General features: G+C 68.1%; 17 protein-coding genes. 6 read left to right on the top strand and 11 right to left on the bottom strand.

Features of this window, described 5'->3' with window-relative positions; all coding sequences use genetic code 11:
• Positions 1–233: 233 nt before the first annotated feature.
• The 8 genes from AWC03_RS23005 to lmeA form a co-directional block, all read right to left on the bottom strand.
• Entirely contained in the window at positions 234–1,763 is a 1,530-nt protein-coding gene (locus tag AWC03_RS23005) for a sensor domain-containing protein (protein ID WP_085242990.1), read from the bottom strand.
• A 141-nt stretch (positions 1,764–1,904) separates the two neighbouring features.
• Positions 1,905–4,280: a hypothetical protein gene (locus AWC03_RS23000; protein ID WP_085242989.1), complete on the bottom strand. Its 2,376-nt coding sequence runs from the start codon at positions 4,278–4,280 to the stop codon at positions 1,905–1,907.
• 129 nt (positions 4,281–4,409) lie between these two features.
• The gene (locus tag AWC03_RS22995; protein ID WP_085242988.1) at positions 4,410–5,048 is read right to left on the bottom strand and encodes a heme-binding beta-barrel domain-containing protein; all 639 of its coding nucleotides are present in this window, start codon (positions 5,046–5,048) and stop codon (positions 4,410–4,412) included.
• Between the two features lie 238 nt (positions 5,049–5,286).
• The gene (locus AWC03_RS22990; protein ID WP_085242987.1) at positions 5,287–5,589 is read right to left on the bottom strand and encodes a DUF1416 domain-containing protein; all 303 of its coding nucleotides are present in this window, start codon (positions 5,587–5,589) and stop codon (positions 5,287–5,289) included.
• 5 nt (positions 5,590–5,594) lie between these two features.
• Positions 5,595–5,945: a sulfurtransferase gene (locus AWC03_RS22985; RefSeq protein ID WP_085242986.1), complete on the bottom strand. Its 351-nt coding sequence runs from the start codon at positions 5,943–5,945 to the stop codon at positions 5,595–5,597.
• A 23-nt stretch (positions 5,946–5,968) separates the two neighbouring features.
• Positions 5,969–6,451, bottom strand: a complete 483-nt coding sequence (locus AWC03_RS22980) for a DUF4395 domain-containing protein (RefSeq protein ID WP_085242985.1) — start codon at positions 6,449–6,451, stop codon at positions 5,969–5,971.
• Positions 6,452–6,566: 115 nt separating this feature from the next.
• A complete protein-coding gene (locus AWC03_RS28360; protein WP_368730642.1) occupies positions 6,567–6,656 on the bottom strand; it encodes an Ms5788A family Cys-rich leader peptide in 90 nt (29 codons plus the stop codon).
• A gap of 83 nt (positions 6,657–6,739) precedes the next feature.
• Entirely contained in the window at positions 6,740–7,552 is an 813-nt protein-coding gene (gene lmeA / locus AWC03_RS22975) for a mannan chain length control protein LmeA (RefSeq protein WP_085243132.1), read from the bottom strand.
• 177 nt (positions 7,553–7,729) lie between these two features.
• Between lmeA and AWC03_RS22970 the strand changes: the two genes are divergently transcribed.
• From AWC03_RS22970 to pstB, 6 genes are all read left to right on the top strand, one after another.
• Positions 7,730–8,506 (top strand): winged helix-turn-helix transcriptional regulator, encoded by a 777-nt coding sequence (locus AWC03_RS22970; RefSeq protein ID WP_085242984.1) that lies wholly within the window; start codon positions 7,730–7,732, stop codon positions 8,504–8,506.
• On the top strand, positions 8,503–9,414 hold the full coding sequence (mshD, locus tag AWC03_RS22965; RefSeq protein WP_085242983.1) for a mycothiol synthase: 912 nt from the start codon (positions 8,503–8,505) through the stop codon (positions 9,412–9,414). The genes AWC03_RS22970 and mshD overlap by 4 nt, the downstream gene beginning before the upstream one ends.
• Positions 9,415–9,580: 166 nt before the next feature.
• Positions 9,581–10,705, top strand: a complete 1,125-nt coding sequence (gene pstS / locus AWC03_RS22960) for a phosphate ABC transporter substrate-binding protein PstS (protein WP_085242982.1) — start codon at positions 9,581–9,583, stop codon at positions 10,703–10,705.
• A 48-nt stretch (positions 10,706–10,753) separates the two neighbouring features.
• Positions 10,754–11,785: a phosphate ABC transporter permease subunit PstC gene (pstC, locus tag AWC03_RS22955; RefSeq protein ID WP_420845691.1), complete on the top strand. Its 1,032-nt coding sequence runs from the start codon at positions 10,754–10,756 to the stop codon at positions 11,783–11,785.
• Entirely contained in the window at positions 11,782–12,696 is a 915-nt protein-coding gene (gene pstA / locus AWC03_RS22950) for a phosphate ABC transporter permease PstA (RefSeq protein WP_085243131.1), read from the top strand. Before pstC ends, pstA begins: the two co-directional genes overlap by 4 nt.
• 13 nt (positions 12,697–12,709) lie before the next feature.
• On the top strand, positions 12,710–13,486 hold the full coding sequence (pstB, locus tag AWC03_RS22945) for a phosphate ABC transporter ATP-binding protein PstB (protein WP_085242980.1): 777 nt from the start codon (positions 12,710–12,712) through the stop codon (positions 13,484–13,486).
• Positions 13,487–13,502: 16 nt separating this feature from the next.
• On the opposite strand, the gene phoU is transcribed toward pstB, so the two are convergent.
• The 3 genes from phoU to dusB form a co-directional block, all read right to left on the bottom strand.
• Positions 13,503–14,171: a phosphate signaling complex protein PhoU gene (gene phoU, locus AWC03_RS22940; RefSeq protein WP_085242979.1), complete on the bottom strand. Its 669-nt coding sequence runs from the start codon at positions 14,169–14,171 to the stop codon at positions 13,503–13,505.
• Between the two features lie 58 nt (positions 14,172–14,229).
• A complete protein-coding gene (locus tag AWC03_RS22935) occupies positions 14,230–16,266 on the bottom strand; it encodes an LCP family protein (RefSeq protein WP_085242978.1) in 2,037 nt (678 codons plus the stop codon).
• Between the two features lie 218 nt (positions 16,267–16,484).
• Positions 16,485–17,618: a tRNA dihydrouridine synthase DusB gene (gene dusB / locus AWC03_RS22930; protein ID WP_085242977.1), complete on the bottom strand. Its 1,134-nt coding sequence runs from the start codon at positions 17,616–17,618 to the stop codon at positions 16,485–16,487.

Genomic DNA, 17,618 nt, shown 5'->3' with positions numbered 1-17,618 from the left:
TTGTGTTGTCGCCTCGCGGAATCGCGGGTACGGTCGGCCGTACACAAGGAAGGAGGTGGTCCGCGAATTGATAGCTTCATGGACATGTGAGGTGGCTGCGCGCTAGCAGCAGTGGCTTTCGAAGAGCCGGCGATATACGCGCGCTGGCGAATTCCCCGTAGCCACCCGGCCCCCGAGCTTCCGGTGTGTCCACCCGGTTGCCATGCTCGGGGGCCGCTCCATGTCCGGAGCCGTTACTGGCCCACCTTCGTGGCGATCTGCCCGGTCAGTTTGCCCGCTTGACCGTTCTCGCCCTCGGGGCCGCACAGCAACAGGTCTACGACCACACTGGACACCGCATGCAGCGCGTGGTGGCAGATCCGGGCGCCCGGCGCCTCAGTCCGCTGCTGGAAGATCGTCGGCACGGTTCCGGTGACCTCGCCGAACCTCCATCCGGTGGTTTTGCCGTTGGTGGCGGTCACCGTCACCGATTGCCCGGCGCAGGCTTTCCACTTCTCCGCCGACGCCTGGACGAAGGCACCGGCCTTGTCGGTGGACGGGAAAGCTACCACCGATTCGAAGACTCGGTGGGCGGGCTCCTGGCCGGGACTGTGAACTGCCTGGCCGGAAACCGCGGTGTAGCCGCTCGCCCGGTACGCGGACTCCGCGATGGGCTCGTAGGCGCCCAGGCAGTCCGGGTTGGACAGGGTCCATCGGGGCGAACGCATCCCGCTCGTCTTGTCGGACACGACCAGGTTCGGCTCGCCCACGATGGCGCTCACATCGGCGGGGCCGAGTAGATACGCGTCCAGATTCGGGAGGTTCGCGGCGGTCGGGGCACTCGGTGCCGTTGAAGCCGGGACGCCCGTGGTGGCTTTCGGGGATGGCTTCGTCTTGCCGCCCTGCGTGGCCACTACGACGACGATCGCGATCACGGCGACGACGGCCGCGGCCGCGCCGCCGATGATCATCAGCCGCTTGCCGGACCCGCCGCCGGCACCCGCGGCCCCCACGGTCGGTGCGGCAGCTTCGGGCGGACCGCTGGTTGGCGCCGCGGCATCGGGCTGCGGCGGGGCCGACGCCGGTGCCTGCGTCTTTTGCGTGGCCGCGGCCGCCGGCGAACCGTCCTTGGCCTCGATCTCGGCCAGCACGTTGTCGATCTCGGTGCGGGTGCGGTAGGTGACGTCGTGGCGCAGGCGCAACATGCGCAGCAGCTGGCCGATGTCCCCGCGAGCGCTGGGATCGTCGCCGTCCTCATCGAGCCCCTGCCGGAGTTCGATCAACAGCTGGGTCTGCTGCTGCGGGCTGAGTTCCTTTTCGGCGAGGGTGTCGCCCAACCGGGTGATGTATCCGAACGGCACCGGCGGCTCTTCGGGCAGCGGGTCCGGCAACGGCACCGGCTTGCTCTGCAACGCGTGTACCGCCGTGACGAGTTGGATGCCTGCGTCGACGGTCGGTTCCCGATAGTCGATGATCTGCAACGAGGCAAGGGGATTCACGCGCATGCTGTCGATGTCGCCGACCCGGACCGGCAGGATCGGCCGGTTCAGCGCCCGTGCGTAACGCAACTCGGCCTGACTGGGCTTGGACTGCAGCCAGTTGTTGGACAGCGCCACGATGAACACGTCACACGAGCGAATCTGCTCAAGAATCTTGTGCCACCACGACTCACCGCCGCCGAGCTCTTGATCGAACCAAACCTGTTGCTGTCCGCGGCGAAGTGCGGTCGTCAGGGCGTCGACCGTCGCCCTGTCCTGGCTCGAGTAGCTGATGAACAGCGGCATCGCGGTCTCCTACGGGCGGGCGTAGCAAACGGACGGTGAAATCCGCGCATGCCGCTATTGGGCATGCGCCGATACCGTATCAGTGCTGGGCCGTGCCGGACCGCGCAAATTTGCGGTCGCTCGGGGCGGCGGCGACCAATCTCATCCGTGTCCGCCGTCGACCGCGGACGCTTGCTCGGGCGGGTGGAATTCGGCGTAGCGACGCGAGAATTCGTTACCGGGAACCGGCCACTGTTCGCCGGTGGATCCCCGTACGATCCAGTCGCCCTCCGCCGCGGTCGTCGGCCCCTCCAAGGTGTTCACGGTCTCCCCTGGGTAGGCCGGGCGGGCCTGAACGCGTCCCTTTCGTCGCCAGCGACCCTCGCCGGCGGGCTCGTACGTGTCCCGGAAGATGTCGTCGCGAACGGACCACACCTTGCCGTCTTCCTGGATCGCCCAGTCGCCGGCGTCGGCGCGCATCACGTGCCCCGCATCCGACGTCCATGTCCATGGGGTGCTTCGTTGTTCGGCGGTCACCGTTCCCACCCGGGTGAAGGACTGCCACAGCGGACGCGACCGGAAACCGAGCTGGCGCAGACTCCACAACGTGGCCGCCAGGCTGCGCACCGCGGCGTTGAGCAGATCCGGGTTGCTCTCGACGACCGACCAGTCCACCAGCTTGTCGTGGATCTTGCGCGAATCATCGCGCGGCGAACCGCATTTCCAGCCGTTGCGCCGGTAGTAGCGGCACCAATCCTCGTGCTCCGCATGGGCCATGCTCATCGCCGAATCCGGGTCGAAGCCCATGAGGGCGAGCTGTTCCAAGGGGGGCAGTGCCGCCATGTCGTGGCCGGACAGCTGTGCCGGTGGGCTGCCCCACGTGTTCCAGGTGTGCCCCGCGATCTGCTCGACCATCCACAGCGCGTTGCGCACCTGCCGGCGGTTGGACCCGCGGTAGAACTCGTCGAGCTCGGACCACGGCATCGCGGCGGCGGACCGCGGCGCGCCGGGAGCGATCGTCGAGACGTACCGTTCGTGGATCAGCCTGGCCGCGCGCTCCCAGGTGTCCCGCACCTGGCCCTCTTGGGTGTCCAACACCAGCGAGTAGGACTGCAGCCGGCCGACCACCTGGATCGAGTCGTCGCTGATGCTGGTGTTGAGGTCCGAGGCGTAGATGGGCATGTCAGGGAAGCGGGCCGCCAGCCTGGCGGCGGTCGTCGCCGCATGGGAGTCCACGAAGATCACGGCGCTGATCGTCGGGTCGGCGTCGCCGATCAGCTGCAGCATCGTCGGCACCGTCGGCGCCTCCGCCGTGGCATCGATGCTCGGCCCCTCCGATATGAAGCCCGCCTGCTGCCGGTAGAACTCGTGATCCGCCAGGTACTCCTGGGCGTCCCTTTCGACCAGCGTGAGCGCGGGCAACGGCACCGCCCCCGGTGGGGTGTAGAAGTCGCGTTCCAGGGCGCGCTGAGTGAGGTCCGCGCACAGCGCAAGGGTCAATTGTGAGGTGCCGCAGACGAATACGCGTTTGATGCGCCCCGTCGCGATGATGCCGTCGAGCAGTCTGCCCGCCGTCACCTCGTACTTGCCGATCACGTCGGCAGCCCAGCGGGTATCCGATCCGCCGAACTGCTGGGCCCGCCAGGCCTGGGCCAGCCACGGGTCGTCCATCCGCACGATCAACGGCAACCGCCGCTTGTGGGCGACTTCGTCGAGCCGGTGGCCGATCAGGTCCAGCCACAGCAGGTTGATCGCCGGGTCGGGCGCCATCAGATAGAGCCGGGACAGGCGGCGCCACAGCCGCAGCGAGACCAGGGTGGACGGGTTGTTGAAGTCCACCAGGACCACCCGGGCGCCCTGTCTGCGGGCCCGCTGCACCCGGTCGTCGCTGGCGCCGGTGATGACGACCAGCGTGCCGCGTCGGTCCAGCGTCCGCGCGACCCCGCTGATCATCGACTGCGTGTCACCGTCGACGCCGACGATGGCGGTGACGGAATCGGCCAGGTTGGCCCGCATCCGGTCCACCTGGGCTCGGAAGACCCCGACCACGACGCCGCCCAGCCCGGTGAAGATCGCCGACAGCGCCGCGATGCGGGCCAGCTCCAGGCCGACCGGCGTCGGATTCGGGCAAGTCCGTCCGCTCACCGAGAAGTCGCCGGTGCCGCCCTTGACCAGACTGGCCGTCGCCATCAGCGGGGTGAAGAAGGCCGGGTGGTTGGCGTCGTGGCAACCCCAGTACGAGCTGAGGCCGAGGATCGCCGTCATGGCGACCAGGGCTGCGATCAGGGTGAAAGAAACACCCACCACCCGGTGGCTACTGCCCGAGCGGAAGGTCAGCACGGATGCCCAGACCAGCACCGTCACCACGATCGCGAGCGTCGGCATCGATCCGGGCCTGCCGAACCACCCCACGGCCGGCGGCAGCACGTCGATGAGCCCGGGCTGCAGGTCGAGCACGAACAGATAGGCGATGAGGAGCACGCCGACCGTTGTCACACCCCACCGCAAGAAGGGCGAGGGTGCGCTCGTCGGACGCATCCGCCGATCTCCCTTCGCGCGATATCGGCTGCTCGGACGTCGAACAGTACACGCAAAAGATCGGCCGAAAGCAATGATTCCGGGTCGGCGCGCACGACCCGGTTGCCCGGGTGGGCAATGGGTCGGCGGTTAGCCCGCGTAGCGCGAGAGCCGCGCCGAAAGATGCGGAACCAGACCGCCGTCGGCGTCGACTCGCTCCTCGACGTACGCCAGGTCGCCGCCCTCGACGATGCCGTACAGCCGCTTCGCGCCGCCGACCAACACGCCCGATCGGCTGCGGGCCAGCGCATCAGTCACCAACTCCCACGACGACTGGGTACGCGGCCGGCCATAGAACAGTTCGACGTAGCCGGCCGAATGGGCGAGCAGCAACTCGATGGCCTGAGATTCGCTGGGGTCGTCGGGGTCGCTGACGAAGCGCCAGAAGCCCGTCTCACGCAACCCGTGTTCCTGGTAATCGCCCGTGTCGCTGATCCGCCAGGACCGGGATTCCCAATTGAGGTAATCGCCGCCGTCGTGCGAGACCACGATCTGCTGGCCGAACCGGTAATCCCCGTCGTGTCCACGGCCCTCGCCGTGTCCGCGCCACACACCGACCAGCGGTAGCAGCGCCAGCAATGCGTCGTGCAGGTTGGCGCCTTCGCGCAGGTTGGCGGTGTCGGCGGGAAGCGGCAGGTCGTCGAAGGCGGGGATGTTGCGGCCGGCGGTCAGCTTGGCGCGCTCGGCGGCTGCGGCCACCGCGCGGTCGCCGGAGCTAACAGAACTCAACGATTCGTCGGAAGTCGTGCGCCACTCTCCCCCGCAAGCGGGAGGGACCCCCACCCCATCGCTGCGCTCTGGATCGTCGCCGGCGCGGGTCACGATTCGTCAGTGATGAGCCGGTACAGCGTGTAGAGCGCAAACCATGAGATCACCACGACCGACACGACCAGCATGATCTCGAAGAAGAGCGCCACGGAGATCAGTCTATTCGCCCCGCGGGATCCCGGTCGGGGCAGCGGGCGTCTCAGGCGATCTTGACATCCACCTCGTGGATGCCCGCACCCGATGGGGTCACCACGGCGTTGCCGTTACCCGCCGACGACAAGGCGCGCAGCTTCCACGACCCCGGCGCCGCGAAGAACCGGAAGTCGCCGGTGGCCGACGCGACGACCTCGGCCGTGAATTCGTCGGACGAGTCGAGCAAGCGGACGAACGCGCCACCCACCGCCTGGCCGTCGCCGTCCACGACCCGGCCGGTGATCACCGTTTCCTTCTCCAGGTCGACGCCGGCGGGCAAGGTCAGGCCTTGCTTCGGGGCAGAGCACATATCAGTCAGCTTCCCAACTCGATCGGGGCACCCACCAGGGAGCCGTATTCCGTCCAACTTCCGTCGTAGTTCGTGACGTTTTTGTGGCCGAGTAATTCCCGGAGCACGAACCGGGTGTGCGACGAGCGCGCCCCGCTGCGGCAGTACGCGATCGTCTCCTTGGTGCCGTCCAGGCCGGCGTCGGCGTACAGCTTCGCCAGCTCCTCGTCGGAACGCCAGTCCAGCCTGATCGCTCCGGGAACGTGGCCGGTGTCGTACGCGCTGGTGTCCTCGTCGACTTCGACGAAGACGACACCGGCGGCGTCTAGATTGCTCTCGGCCCCGTCCGCGGAGACCAGGACGTCGGAGCGTGCCATGCGGGGGTCCTTTCGGTCGCTTCCTACGAGCGGGTCACGAGACGCGCGCGGCGGCCCCGGAACCGTGCGACCAAGGGGTAGAGCTGGCAGCCCAGGCAGATGCCGAAGGCGGCATTGAGGAACGCGGCGGTGAGCGCGGCGGCGGTGGCGATGACGCCGATCACGAACGCGCCCGCGGCGAACGCGGCGACACCCGCGAGCGCGAAGACGAGGCCGACGAGCTGGGCGAACTTCAAGGGTGCGACCGGTTCGCGCTCCGTCACGGGGCCGAGCCGGGGCGCCACCACGCCGGCGAATATTCGCCCGTAGGGATGCTTGCGAGGGCCGCCGACGGCGCCGACGGCGAAGATGACGGCCTGCACCCCCAGAATCGCCGCCGCGCCCGGCGCGCTGATGGCGGATACGGCGAGCGCCGCCACCAGGACTGCGGTGGTGACCCAGGCGGCGAACCTCGGGCCCCGTACGTCGACGGTGTCTGGCTGGGTGCTGTTGTTGGTGTTCGGCACGGTGGTACTCCTGGATACGCCTGTTGCTTGTCTGCTTTTGGGAACGAACGAAGGGAGTCAGGCCACGGCAACGTTCCGGGCTGCTCCGAGTGCTACGCGCGAAGGCGCACGCCACTCAGCAGCTACAGCGACAGCAACAGCCCGCGGTGCGGCACAGATCGACTGCGCGGCGTTGGGTGAGCAAAGGCTCAAGGCGGGCTAGCACGTCGGCAAGCTTACCGAATGACCGCGAACGATCAAATCAACGGCGGTTGCTGGGCGGACCGCAGGCTTTGGACGGTGACGAGCTCACGACTGCTTGAACCCGTCCAGGTTGACGGTCACTCCGTAGCTGATGCCTTCGATGATGACGTCGGAGCCGCGTGCCCCCTCGGTCTTCGGCGCCACCCCGAACGGAAGCCGCTGGTTGGGCACTTTGGTGGTGAAGGCGCGCAGGACCGCGTCCCGCTTGTCGTCCGGGACGGTCTGGTCCGCGGTGTCCGGACCGGTGAGGATGCCCGTCGGCGTGATCACCAGGGTCGCCTGATCGTCCGGGGCGATGGACAGGTCCACCGACACGCTGACCCGGTGCTCGAAGTTGGCCGAGTCCGGGGTGCCGCTGAACACCAGGCCATGGCTGTCGGAAATGCCCGACGCGGTGACGCCGCCGGTTGCGGTGTTGGTTTCCCTGGGCGGCGCCTCGACCATCAAATCGCTGATGCCCATGTAGCGGCCCAGATGGGTCGAGCCGATGATGATGCGACTCTCGAGCTTGCCGACCGGCAGTGTCGCGTGGGGCCCGATCAGCCAGGACGAGTGGGTCAGGTCGACCGAGTACATGGTGGCTTCCAGCGTGGCCTCACCGACCGTCGCGTGGTCGACGGCGTTGGCCTTGATCTCCAGCTGGTTGTAGTGGTCGCGCATGGCCTGGGGGATGAAGGGGAACGCCACGATGGCGACGAACGGGTCCGACCTCAGGTTGGCGGCTTTGCGGACGCTGCACGACAGCCGGTATTCGGCGTAGATGCTGCTTCCGTAGTCGACGGCCACGGCGCCGACCGCGACCACGACGAGGGCGGCCGTCACGGCCGCCGCCCCGATCAGGACCTTGCGCACCCGCACATTGTCGCGTAGCCCCGCGCCCGCCGTGCGTCCGACCGCCCGGGTGGCGGGGCTCACACTGCCATCCTCGCCACGCCAAAATGGCAGGTGGCAAGTTATCGTTAGATGACCTGGCAACTAACGCGTCGTTGCGTTGCGAACTGTGAAGATGCCGTTCCCCCGAGCTGGAGGGGCTAGTTGGAGCTATTACTGCTGACTTCGGAGCTGCATCCCGACCCCGTCCTGCCGTCGCTGTCGCTACTTCCCCACACCGTCCGGACGGCGCCGGCGGAGCCGTCGTCGTTGCTCGAGGCGGGGACGGCGGACGCCGTCCTGGTGGACGCGCGCACCGACCTGTCGTCGGCGCGCGGCCTGTGCCGGTTGTTGAGCACCGCGGGCCGCTCGGTCCCGGTCCTGGCTGTGGTCAGCGAAGGCGGCCTGGTGGCGGTCAGCGCCGACTGGGGGCTGGACGAGATCCTGCTGCCCAGCACCGGCCCCGCCGAGATCGATGCCAGGCTGCGGTTGGTGATCGGCCGCCGCGGCGGGCTGGCCGACCAGGAGAGCGCCGGCAAAGTGAGCCTGGGCGAGCTGGTGATCGACGAGGGCACCTACACGGCCAGGCTGCGGGGCCGTCCGCTCGACCTGACCTATAAAGAGTTCGAGTTGCTGAAGTACCTGGCCCAGCACGCCGGTCGCGTCTTCACCCGCGCGCAACTGCTCCACGAGGTGTGGGGATACGACTTCTTCGGCGGCACGCGCACCGTCGATGTGCACGTGCGTCGGCTGCGGGCCAAACTCGGCCCCGAATACGAGGCGTTGATCGGCACCGTCCGCAACGTCGGGTACAAGGCGGTCCGGCCGGCACGCGGGCGCGCGCCGATCGCGGAGCCCGATGACGCCGAGGGTGCCGACGACGTCGAATCCGGTGCCGAGGGCCTGCACCAACCCGTGGGCGACGCCCTGCGCAGTCAGTGACCGCGCCCGCCTGGCGCTCGACGCTCACCGCCGACGAGCAGCGGCAAGTGCGCGAACTCGTCACGGCGGCCACGGAATTCGATGGCGTGGCCCCGGTCGGCGAACAGGTGCTGCGCGAGCTCGCGCACGACCGCACCGGCCATCTGCTCATCACCGAGACCGACGAGGTCGTCGGCTACCTCAACCTCACGCGCGATGCGGAAGCCGGGATGGCGGAACTCGTGGTGCACCCGCAGGTCCGGCGGCTTGGATTCGGGACCGCCCTGGTGCGCTCGGCGCTGGCCGAGACCGGGGGACGCAACCGGTTCTGGGCGCACGGCACCCTCGAGCCCGCCCGGGCCGCCGCCTCGGCGATGGGTCTGGTTCCGGTGCGTGAGCTGCTGCAGATGCGACGGACGTTGCGCGACACGCAGGATTTGGTCCGTCCCGCGCCCGGTGTGCGGATCCGCACCTACGCGGGCACCACCGATGACGCCGAGCTGCTGCGCGTGAACAACGCCGCGTTCACCAGGCATCCCGAGCAGGGCGGCTGGACCGAGACCCAGCTGGCCGAGCGGCGCAGCGAACCGTGGTTCGACCCCACCGGTTTGTTCCTCGCGTACGACGAGTCCGACGCCGGTCAGCGGGGCAAGCTGCTGGGCTTCCACTGGACCAAGGTGCATCCCGATCAGCCCGGCCTGGGGGAGGTGTACGTCGTCGGCGTCGACCCGTCGGCGCAGGGCCGCGGGTTGGGGCGGACCCTGACAGCCATCGGTCTCGAGTCGTTGGCGCAGCGGCTGGCCGGGTCCGCCGAGCCGACCGTGCTGCTCTACGTGGAGTCGGACAACGTCGCCGCCGTGCGCACTTATCAGCGCCTGGGCTTCACCACTCACAGCGTGGACACCGCCTACGCGGTCGCTCCCGAGTGACCGCGCACGCAGGCGGCGGGTCGGGTATCCCCGGCTGTTCACCTGCGCCTGCTACTCAACTGGTGCCGCGGGCCGCATCCGAGCATATTTTCGCCGCTGCGCGGCAACCTCTTGGGAGACGGCCGGCGGCGCACACGCGGGTACGAATGGTCAGGAAGCGGGATCGGTGAGGCTCGACAGGGGTGGCGGGGCGCTGGCGGCGCTGGTGGCGCTGGCTGTCGGTGCGGTCGTGATGACGGGCTGTGGCAGCGATCAGAACCCTCGGGGAGCGCCGTCGCCAGCAGTCTCCGGGATCACCGGTACGGCGGGATGTGGCGGCAAGAACCAGCTCACCGCAGAAGGCTCGACGGCCCAACAGAACGCCATGTCGCTGTTCAACCAGGTCTGGGGGCAGTACTGCCCGGGCAAGAGCGTGGCGTACAACCCGACCGGTTCGGGGGCGGGGCGGGAGCAGTTCATCGCCGGCCATGTCGATTTCGCGGGCGCCGACTCCCCGCTGGCCGCCGACCAGATCGGCCCCGCCGCCGCGCGCTGCGACGGAAACCCGGCGTGGGACTTGCCGCTGGTGTTCGGGCCGATCGCATTGGTTTACAACCTGCCCGGAGTCCCGGCGCTGGTGGTCAGCAGCGATGCGTTGGGCAAGATCTTCAGCGGACGGATCACGGCCTGGAACGACCCCATCCTGGCGGCGCTCAATCCCGGCGTCGCCCTGCCCGATACCAGGATCACGCCGATTTACCGAACGGACTCGTCGGGAACCACCGACAACTTGCAGAAGTTTCTGACGGCCTCCGCGCCGCAGAGCTGGACCAGAGGCGTCGGCACCGAGTTTCAGGGCGGGGTGGGCGAGGGCGCCACGAAATCGGCCGGGGTCGTCCAGGTGGTGCGGGCCACCCCCGGAGCCATCGGTTACGTCGAGAAGGGGTTCGCCGACCAGGGCGCCATCCCCTACGCCCGGATCGCCACCAACAAGGGCGCCGTCGTCCCGCTCACCAACGACACGGCCACCAACGCCGTGAAAGCGACGCAATTCGTGGCCGACGGCAACGACCTGGTGCTCGACCTCAACGCCATGTACAGCTCCCAGGAGCCGGGTGCCTACCCGTTGGTGCTGGCGACGTACGAGATCGTGTGCTCGAAAAGCTCCGACCCCAACACCTCCGGAGCGATCAAGTCGTTCCTCACGGTGGCCGCCGGCAGCGGGCAGACCGACCTTCCGTCGGCCGGCTACGTCCCGCTGCCCGATAGGGTCAAAGAGCGGCTCGCTGCCGCGATCGACGCCCTGCAGTAACCAGGTTGCCCCGCAGTCAAGGAGCGACAGAACCGTGCCGGGATCACCGTGACCACGCCGAACCCCGTCGACGCCGGTTCGGGCGCGACCGTCGCCGCGCCGTTTCCCGAGGCGCCGCTGATACCGATCAGCCCGTGGGGAGAGGGGCGCCCGCAGGTGGGAGATCGGGCTTTCCGTTGGCTCGCCAACGGCTCGGGCTTGTTGATCGTGGCCGTGATGGCGGCGATCGGCGGATTCCTGTTGCTGCGCGCGGTACCGGCCTTGAAACGCGACCGCGAGAACTTCTTCAGCTACGGCGGAAACTGGGCCACCACCGACGCGTCGGCGATGCACTTCGGCATCTCCGATCTGCTGAAGGTCACGCTGTTCGTGTCGGCGTTCGCGTTGATCCTGGCGATGCCGGTCGCGCTGGGCGTCGCCATCTTCATCACGCAGTACTCGTCGCGACGCGTCGCCGGCGCCCTGGCCTACGCCGTCGACCTGCTGGCCGGGGTGCCCTCGATCATCTACGGTGCGTGGGGCCTGTACGTGCTGGCGCCGGAGCTGCGGCCGTTGGCCACCTGGCTGAACCGCTCCTTGGGCTGGTGCTTCCTGTTCGCCGATGGCAACGCGTCGATCGCCGGTGGCGGCACCATCTTCACCGGCGGCGTGGTCCTTGCGGTGATGATCCTGCCGATCATCACCGCGGTCACCCGCGAAGTGTTCATCCAGACACCGCGGGAGGAGGTCGAGGCGGCGCTGGCGCTCGGCGCGACCCGTTGGGAAGTGGTGAAGACGATCGTGCTGCCCTTCGGGCGGTCCGGATACATCAGTGCGGCAGTGCTGGGGCTTGGTCGCGCCATGGGGGAGACGGTCGCGTTGCTGATCATCTTGCGGGGAACCCAGGCGGCCTTTGGTTGGTCGCTGTTCGACGGCGGCTCCACGGTCGCGACGAAAATCGCGGGGGCTGCGGCCCAATTCGACGACCAGTACAAGGCGGGCGCATACATCGCCGCCGGGTTGGCGCTCTTCGTGCTCACCTTCCTGGTCGACGCCCTGGCGCGTGGCGCCGCCGCCGGAACCAGATGGGGCGGCCGATGACCTCGATGCTGGACCGCCCGCTCAAGCCGCGCACGTTCTCGCGACCGAGCCGGCGCCGCCGGGTCGCCGATCGCCTTGCGTTGGTGCTGGTTTCGCTGTCGATGGCGATCGCGGTGACCCCCTTGCTGTTGGTGTTGCACTCGGTGTTCGCCAGGGGTTTCAGGGCCGTCGTGTCGACCGCTTGGTGGACGCACTCGCAAGCGGGCATGACCGCCTTCGTGGCCGGTGGCGGCGCGTACCACGCGATCGTCGGCACCGTCCTGCAGGGACTGGTATGCGCGCTGATCTCCATCCCGGTCGGCCTCATGCTCGGCATCTATCTGGCCGAATACGGTGGCGGCACCCCGCTGGGCAGGTTGGCCAGCTTCATGGTGGACCTCCTCAGTGGGGTGCCCTCAATCGTGGCGGCTTTGTTCATCTACGCGCTGTTCGTGGCGACGCTGGGTCTTCCCCGCTCCGAGCTCGCGGTGTCCCTCGCGCTGGTCCTGTTGATGCTTCCGGTGATCGTGCGAGCCACCGAGGAGATGCTGCGAATCGTCCCGCTGGATCTTCGCGAGGCCAGCTACGCGCTGGGCATCCCGAAGTGGAAGACGATCGTCAGGGTTGTGCTGCCCACCGGGATCTCCGGCATCGTCACCGGGATCATGCTGGCGGTGGCCAGGGTGATGGGCGAGACGGCGCCGCTGCTGATTCTCGTCGGCTATGCGCAGGCGATGAACTTCAACATCTTCAGCGGGTTCATGGGAACGCTACCTGGCATGATGTACAACCAGACCAATGCCGGTGCCGGCGTCAACCCCGTCCCCACGGATCGGTTGTGGGGTGCCGCCCTAACCCTCATTCTGGTGATCGCCACCATCAACATCGGGGCCCGAATATTGGCGAAGTTCGTTGGCGCCAACAAGTCATAGGCAGGAGCAGTAAGTGGCAAAGCGGTTGGACCTCAAAGCCGTCAACATCTACTACGGTTCGTTTCACGCGGTCGCGGATGTGACGCTGTCGGTTCTTCCCCGCAGTGTGACTGCGTTCATCGGCCCGTCGGGTTGTGGCAAGACGACGGTGCTGCGCGCCCTGAACAGGATGCACGAGGTGGTGCCCGGCGGCCGGGTCGAGGGCAGCGTACTCCTCGACGACGAGGACATCTACGGAGCCGGGGTGGACCCGGTCGGGGTGCGCAGGGCGATCGGGATGGTGTTCCAGCGGCCGAACCCGTTCCCCGCCATGTCGATTCGTGACAATGTGGTGGCCGGTTTGAAGCTGCAGGGCGTGCGCAATCGCAAGCTACTCGACGAGACGGCTGAATACTCGTTGCGCGGCGCCAACCTGTGGGACGAGGTCAAGGACCGGCTGGACAGGCCCGGCGGCGGCTTGTCCGGGGGCCAGCAGCAGCGTCTGTGCATCGCGCGGGCGATCGCCGTGCAACCCGACGTGCTGCTGATGGACGAGCCGTGCTCGGCGCTGGACCCGATCTCGACGATGGCCGTCGAGGAGCTGATCAGCGAGCTCAAACAGGACTACACGATCGTCATCGTCACCCACAACATGCAGCAGGCGGCCCGGGTCAGCGACTACACGGCGTTCTTCAACCTGGAGGCGGTCGGAAAGCCGGGGCGGTTGGTCGAGGTCGACGACACCGAGAAGATCTTCTCCAACCCCAGCCAGAAGGCGACGGAGGATTACATCTCCGGCCGCTTCGGCTAGCCGGACGCGGTTTCGCTCACTGCGAGGTTGAGTTGGTTTCCTCGTCGGGCAGCTTGCCGGTCGCCTGGAAGATGACCCGCCTCGCCACTTCGACGGCGTGGTCGGCGAATCGCTCGTAGAACCGGCCCAGCAGGGTCACATCGACGGCGGCCGCCACACCGTACTTCCATTCGCGGTCCATCAGCACCGAGAACAGATGGCGGTGCAGATCGTCCATCGCGTCGTCCTCTTCGCGGATCCGGGCGGCTTTCTCCGGGTCGCGCGACATCACCACCTCTTGCGCGCTGTTGCCCAATTCGACTGCGACCCTGCCCATTTCGGCGAAGTAGCCATTGACCTCTTCGGGCAGCGCGTGTTGGGGATGACGGCGGCGGGCGATCTTCGCGACGTGCAGGGCCAGCGCGCCCATCCGGTCGATGTCGGCCACCATCTGGATGGCGCTCACGATGGACCTCAGATCACCGGCCACCGGTGCCTGCAAGGCCAGCAACACGAACGCACTTTCTTCGGCCCGGGCGCTCAGCGTGGCGATCTTCTCGTGATCGGAGATCACCTGTTCTGCCAGCACCAGATCCGCTTGCAGCAGGGCTTGGGTGGCCCGCTCCATGGCGATGCCCGCCAGCCCGCACATCTCGCCGAGCCGCTCGGATAACTCCGAGAGCTGCTCGTGGTAGGCGGTCCGCATACCGCCAAGCCTACGTTCTCGGCGCCGGGAAAGGGCGGCGGAGCGCCGCCAGATGCGTTTACTCGCAGCTGGTGTCGGCGGCGTTGGTGACGGTCAAGTCCTCGGGGAGCTTGGCCGGTGCACTGCCCGAGCCGCGTTCGATCTGCAAGTTGATCGACGACCCACTCGGTTGGGGTGTGGCAACCGCCTTGAAGTCCGGTCCGAGCACCACCTGAACGACCTGCCCGTAGCCGGAGACTCGCTGGACTTTGGCATTGGCGAACGAGGAGGCCACGGTCGCCGCGGCCTGCTCGTTGCCGGGCGAGAACAACACCGTCGTCGTGGTCACCGGACTCGGATAGTCGTCCGGCGACATCACGTTGAAGCCGTCCCGCTTGAGCTCGCTGGTGGCGGTGGCCGCGAGGCCGGTCTGCGTCGTGGCATTGGAGACCCGCACCGTGACGTCGCCCGGCGTGGTGGTGGTGACCTGTTCGTGCCGAGCCTCGGGGGCCGGTGGGAGCGGCGGCGCCATCTTGGTGGCGGGCGCCTTGGCCTGCCCCGATTTGTCGTCGGAGGGCCCCAGATTCTTTGCGTTCTGGTCGTTTTCCTCGGGCAGCGGGTCGTCGTTGATGATGGCGTCGAACAGCGCCCGCATATCGCCCATGCGCGGCGGCTCGTCGCCGTTCTGGTCGGTGACGCCGGTCGGCACAGTCACGAACGTGACGTGCCCGGCGGCCATCCCCTGCAACGACTGTCCGAGTTGGATCAAGTCCTTCGACTGCACGTTGTCGACGACGGTGTCGCTGATGAACATGTTGACGACGTTGTTGAGCTTGTTGAGGTCGAGCAACGTGTCCTCTGAGATCAACGACCGCAGCAACGACGACAAGAACAGCTGCTGGCGTTTGATGCGGCCGTAGTCTCCGTTCGTTTCGGTGGTGACCTGCCGGGCTCGCACATAATTCAGCGCGGTCGAGCCGTCCAGGACCTGGCGGCCGCCGTGTTCGAGGACCGTGCCCAGCTCGTAGTCGTGCAGCGCGGTTTTCGAGCAGACCTCGACACCGCCGAGGGCGTCGACCATCTTGGCGAAGCCGGCGAAGTCGACCGCGATGAAGCGGTTGATGCTCAGGCCGGACAGCTTCTGGATCTCCTTGACCAGGCACTTCGGGCCGCCGAAGGCGAACGCCGAGTTCAGTTTGGTCTCGGTGTAGACCATCTTCGGACCCCAGGTTTTGCTCTTCGGGTCGTAGAGGGGCCCGTACTTACCCGTGTTCGGGTTCCACGCCTCGCATTGCATCGGGGTGATCGCCAGGTCGCGGGGGAACGACACGGCGACCACGCGTTTGCGGTTGGCGGGAATGTTGACCAGCATCACGGTGTCCGAGCGGGCGCCATCGGCGTCGTCGGTGCTGCCGGCGCCCATGTTGGCGTTGTCGCCGGCGCGCGAATCGAGGCCGACGATCAAGAAGTCTTCGTCCCCGTATTGTCCGTTGCGATCGCGAATGTCGTCCGACTGCGGGTCGAGCGCGCTGATGGTGTTGAGCTTGGCGTTCTTCGACGTGCTCCACTGCCACGCCCCGCCGGTCATCACTATGGCGAGTACGGCGAGCAGCGCCGCGACTGAGCGTCCGGCCAGCAGCGCCGGCCGGCGACGGTGCCGCGTGGTGAGGTCGGCCTCGCCGGGGCTTTCGTCGGAGGCGGGGCCGTCGCCGTTCCGGTGGTCGGCGGTCTGGAGGTCGGGGAGCTCCGTGACCAGATCGAGGGAGTAGGCGAGGTCCTCGATCACCTCGGTTTTCTGCAGCTCGACCGGCAGGTCGGCGCCGGCGTCGGCGGATTCGATCTCCGGGTCGGCGCGGCGGTGAGTGGATCGGCCTGTCGATGGGGCACCGAGTTTCGCGATCAGGTCGGCCACGCTGACCCCACCGCCGGCGTGGGATCCGGCTCCCTCGTCATCGGCTGGTCGAGGCTGGAGGGGCCCGGCCGGCTCGACCGCATTGTCGATCTGCCACAGGTGAAGGCTGTAGTCGGACGGCGGCTCCGAGAACCGCTCCCACGGGGCGGCGCCCAGCGCGGTGCGCCGAGCGTCGGGAGTGGCGTCGCCCTCGGCGTCACTCATGTCCTACCGGCCTCCGAAGCTCTGATGCGGATCCCAGCCCGTCCGTGCGCGATGCCGGCCCAGTGCGTTGTCAGCGCTGCGGCTCGTGCCACCCGTGGGTCGCACTCCTTTGTCGCGCTCGGGCGGCGGCGCGTTACCCATCCGTCCCAGGAACGCGTACGGCGGCAAGGTCCACATCGTACTGAGTTATCGGCGCGGATGCGATTTCGAGCGGTCGGTCAGCCGCCGGAGTGCATCACGTCGGCGCCGGCCGGGACGGTGCAGTCGTCGGGGTCGGTCAGCCAGCCTTCGGGCAGCGCGACCCGCGCGGGAGAGCCCTGCCGGCCCCGTGGGCCGCTGGCCGCGTCCGGGAAGGGCACCGTGCCGTCCAATTGGCTTAGCAGCGAATCGAGTTCGTCGAGCGTACTGACCATCGCCAGCGCCCGGCGCAGCTCGGAGCCGGCCGGAAAGCCGTGCAGGTACCAGCCGATGTGCTTGCGGATGTCGCGCATGCCCTTGTCCTCGCCGAAGTGCGCGGCCAGCAACCGCCCGTGTCGGCGGACGATGTCGGCGACCTCGCCCAGCGTGGGCGGGGTGGGGGCCGGGCTGTCGGTGAAAGCGGCCGAGAGCTCGGCGAAAAGCCAGGGCCGGCCCAGGCAGCCGCGGCCGATCACGACGCCGTCGCATCCGGTGGTGGCCATCATCGTCAGGGCGTCGCTGGCGTCGTAGATGTCGCCGTTGCCCAGCACGGGGATGGTGCGCACATGCTGCTTGAGCAGGGCGATCTGCTCCCAATCGGCGGTGCCGGAGTAGCGCTGCGCCGCCGTGCGGGCGTGGAGTGCGACGGCGGCGGCCCCTTCGGATTCGGCGATGCGGCCGGCGTCGAGGTGCGTGTGGTGCTCGTCGTCGATACCGACGCGGAACTTGACGGTCACCGGAATCCCGGAGCCCTCGGTCGCGCGCACGGCGGCCGCCACGATCTGGCCGAACAGCCGTCGCTTGTACGGCAGCGCCGCCCCGCCGCCGCGCTTGGTGACCTTGGGCACCGGGCAGCCGAAGTTCATGTCGATGTGGTCGGCCAGGCCCTCGTCGGCGACCATCTTGGCGGCCGCGTACGTGGTCGCCGGATCGACGGTGTAGAGCTGCAGCGAGCGTGGTGACTCGTCCGGCGCGAACGTCGTCATGTGCATGGTGACCGGGTGCCGCTCGACGAGCGCGCGCGCCGTCACCATCTCGCAGACGTACAGCCCGCTGACCGTGCCAACCTTCGACTGCTCCAGCTCACGGCACAGCGTGCGGAATGCAACGTTGGTCACGCCCGCCATCGGGGCCAGCACCACCGGGCTGGCGAGCGTGATGGGTCCGATGCGCAA

The organism is Mycobacterium europaeum (assembly GCF_002102155.1).
Taxonomy (GTDB): domain Bacteria; phylum Actinomycetota; class Actinomycetes; order Mycobacteriales; family Mycobacteriaceae; genus Mycobacterium; species Mycobacterium europaeum.
The sequence above is the reverse complement of the archived record's forward strand: the minus strand, read 5'-3'. Positions and strand labels throughout refer to the sequence as shown.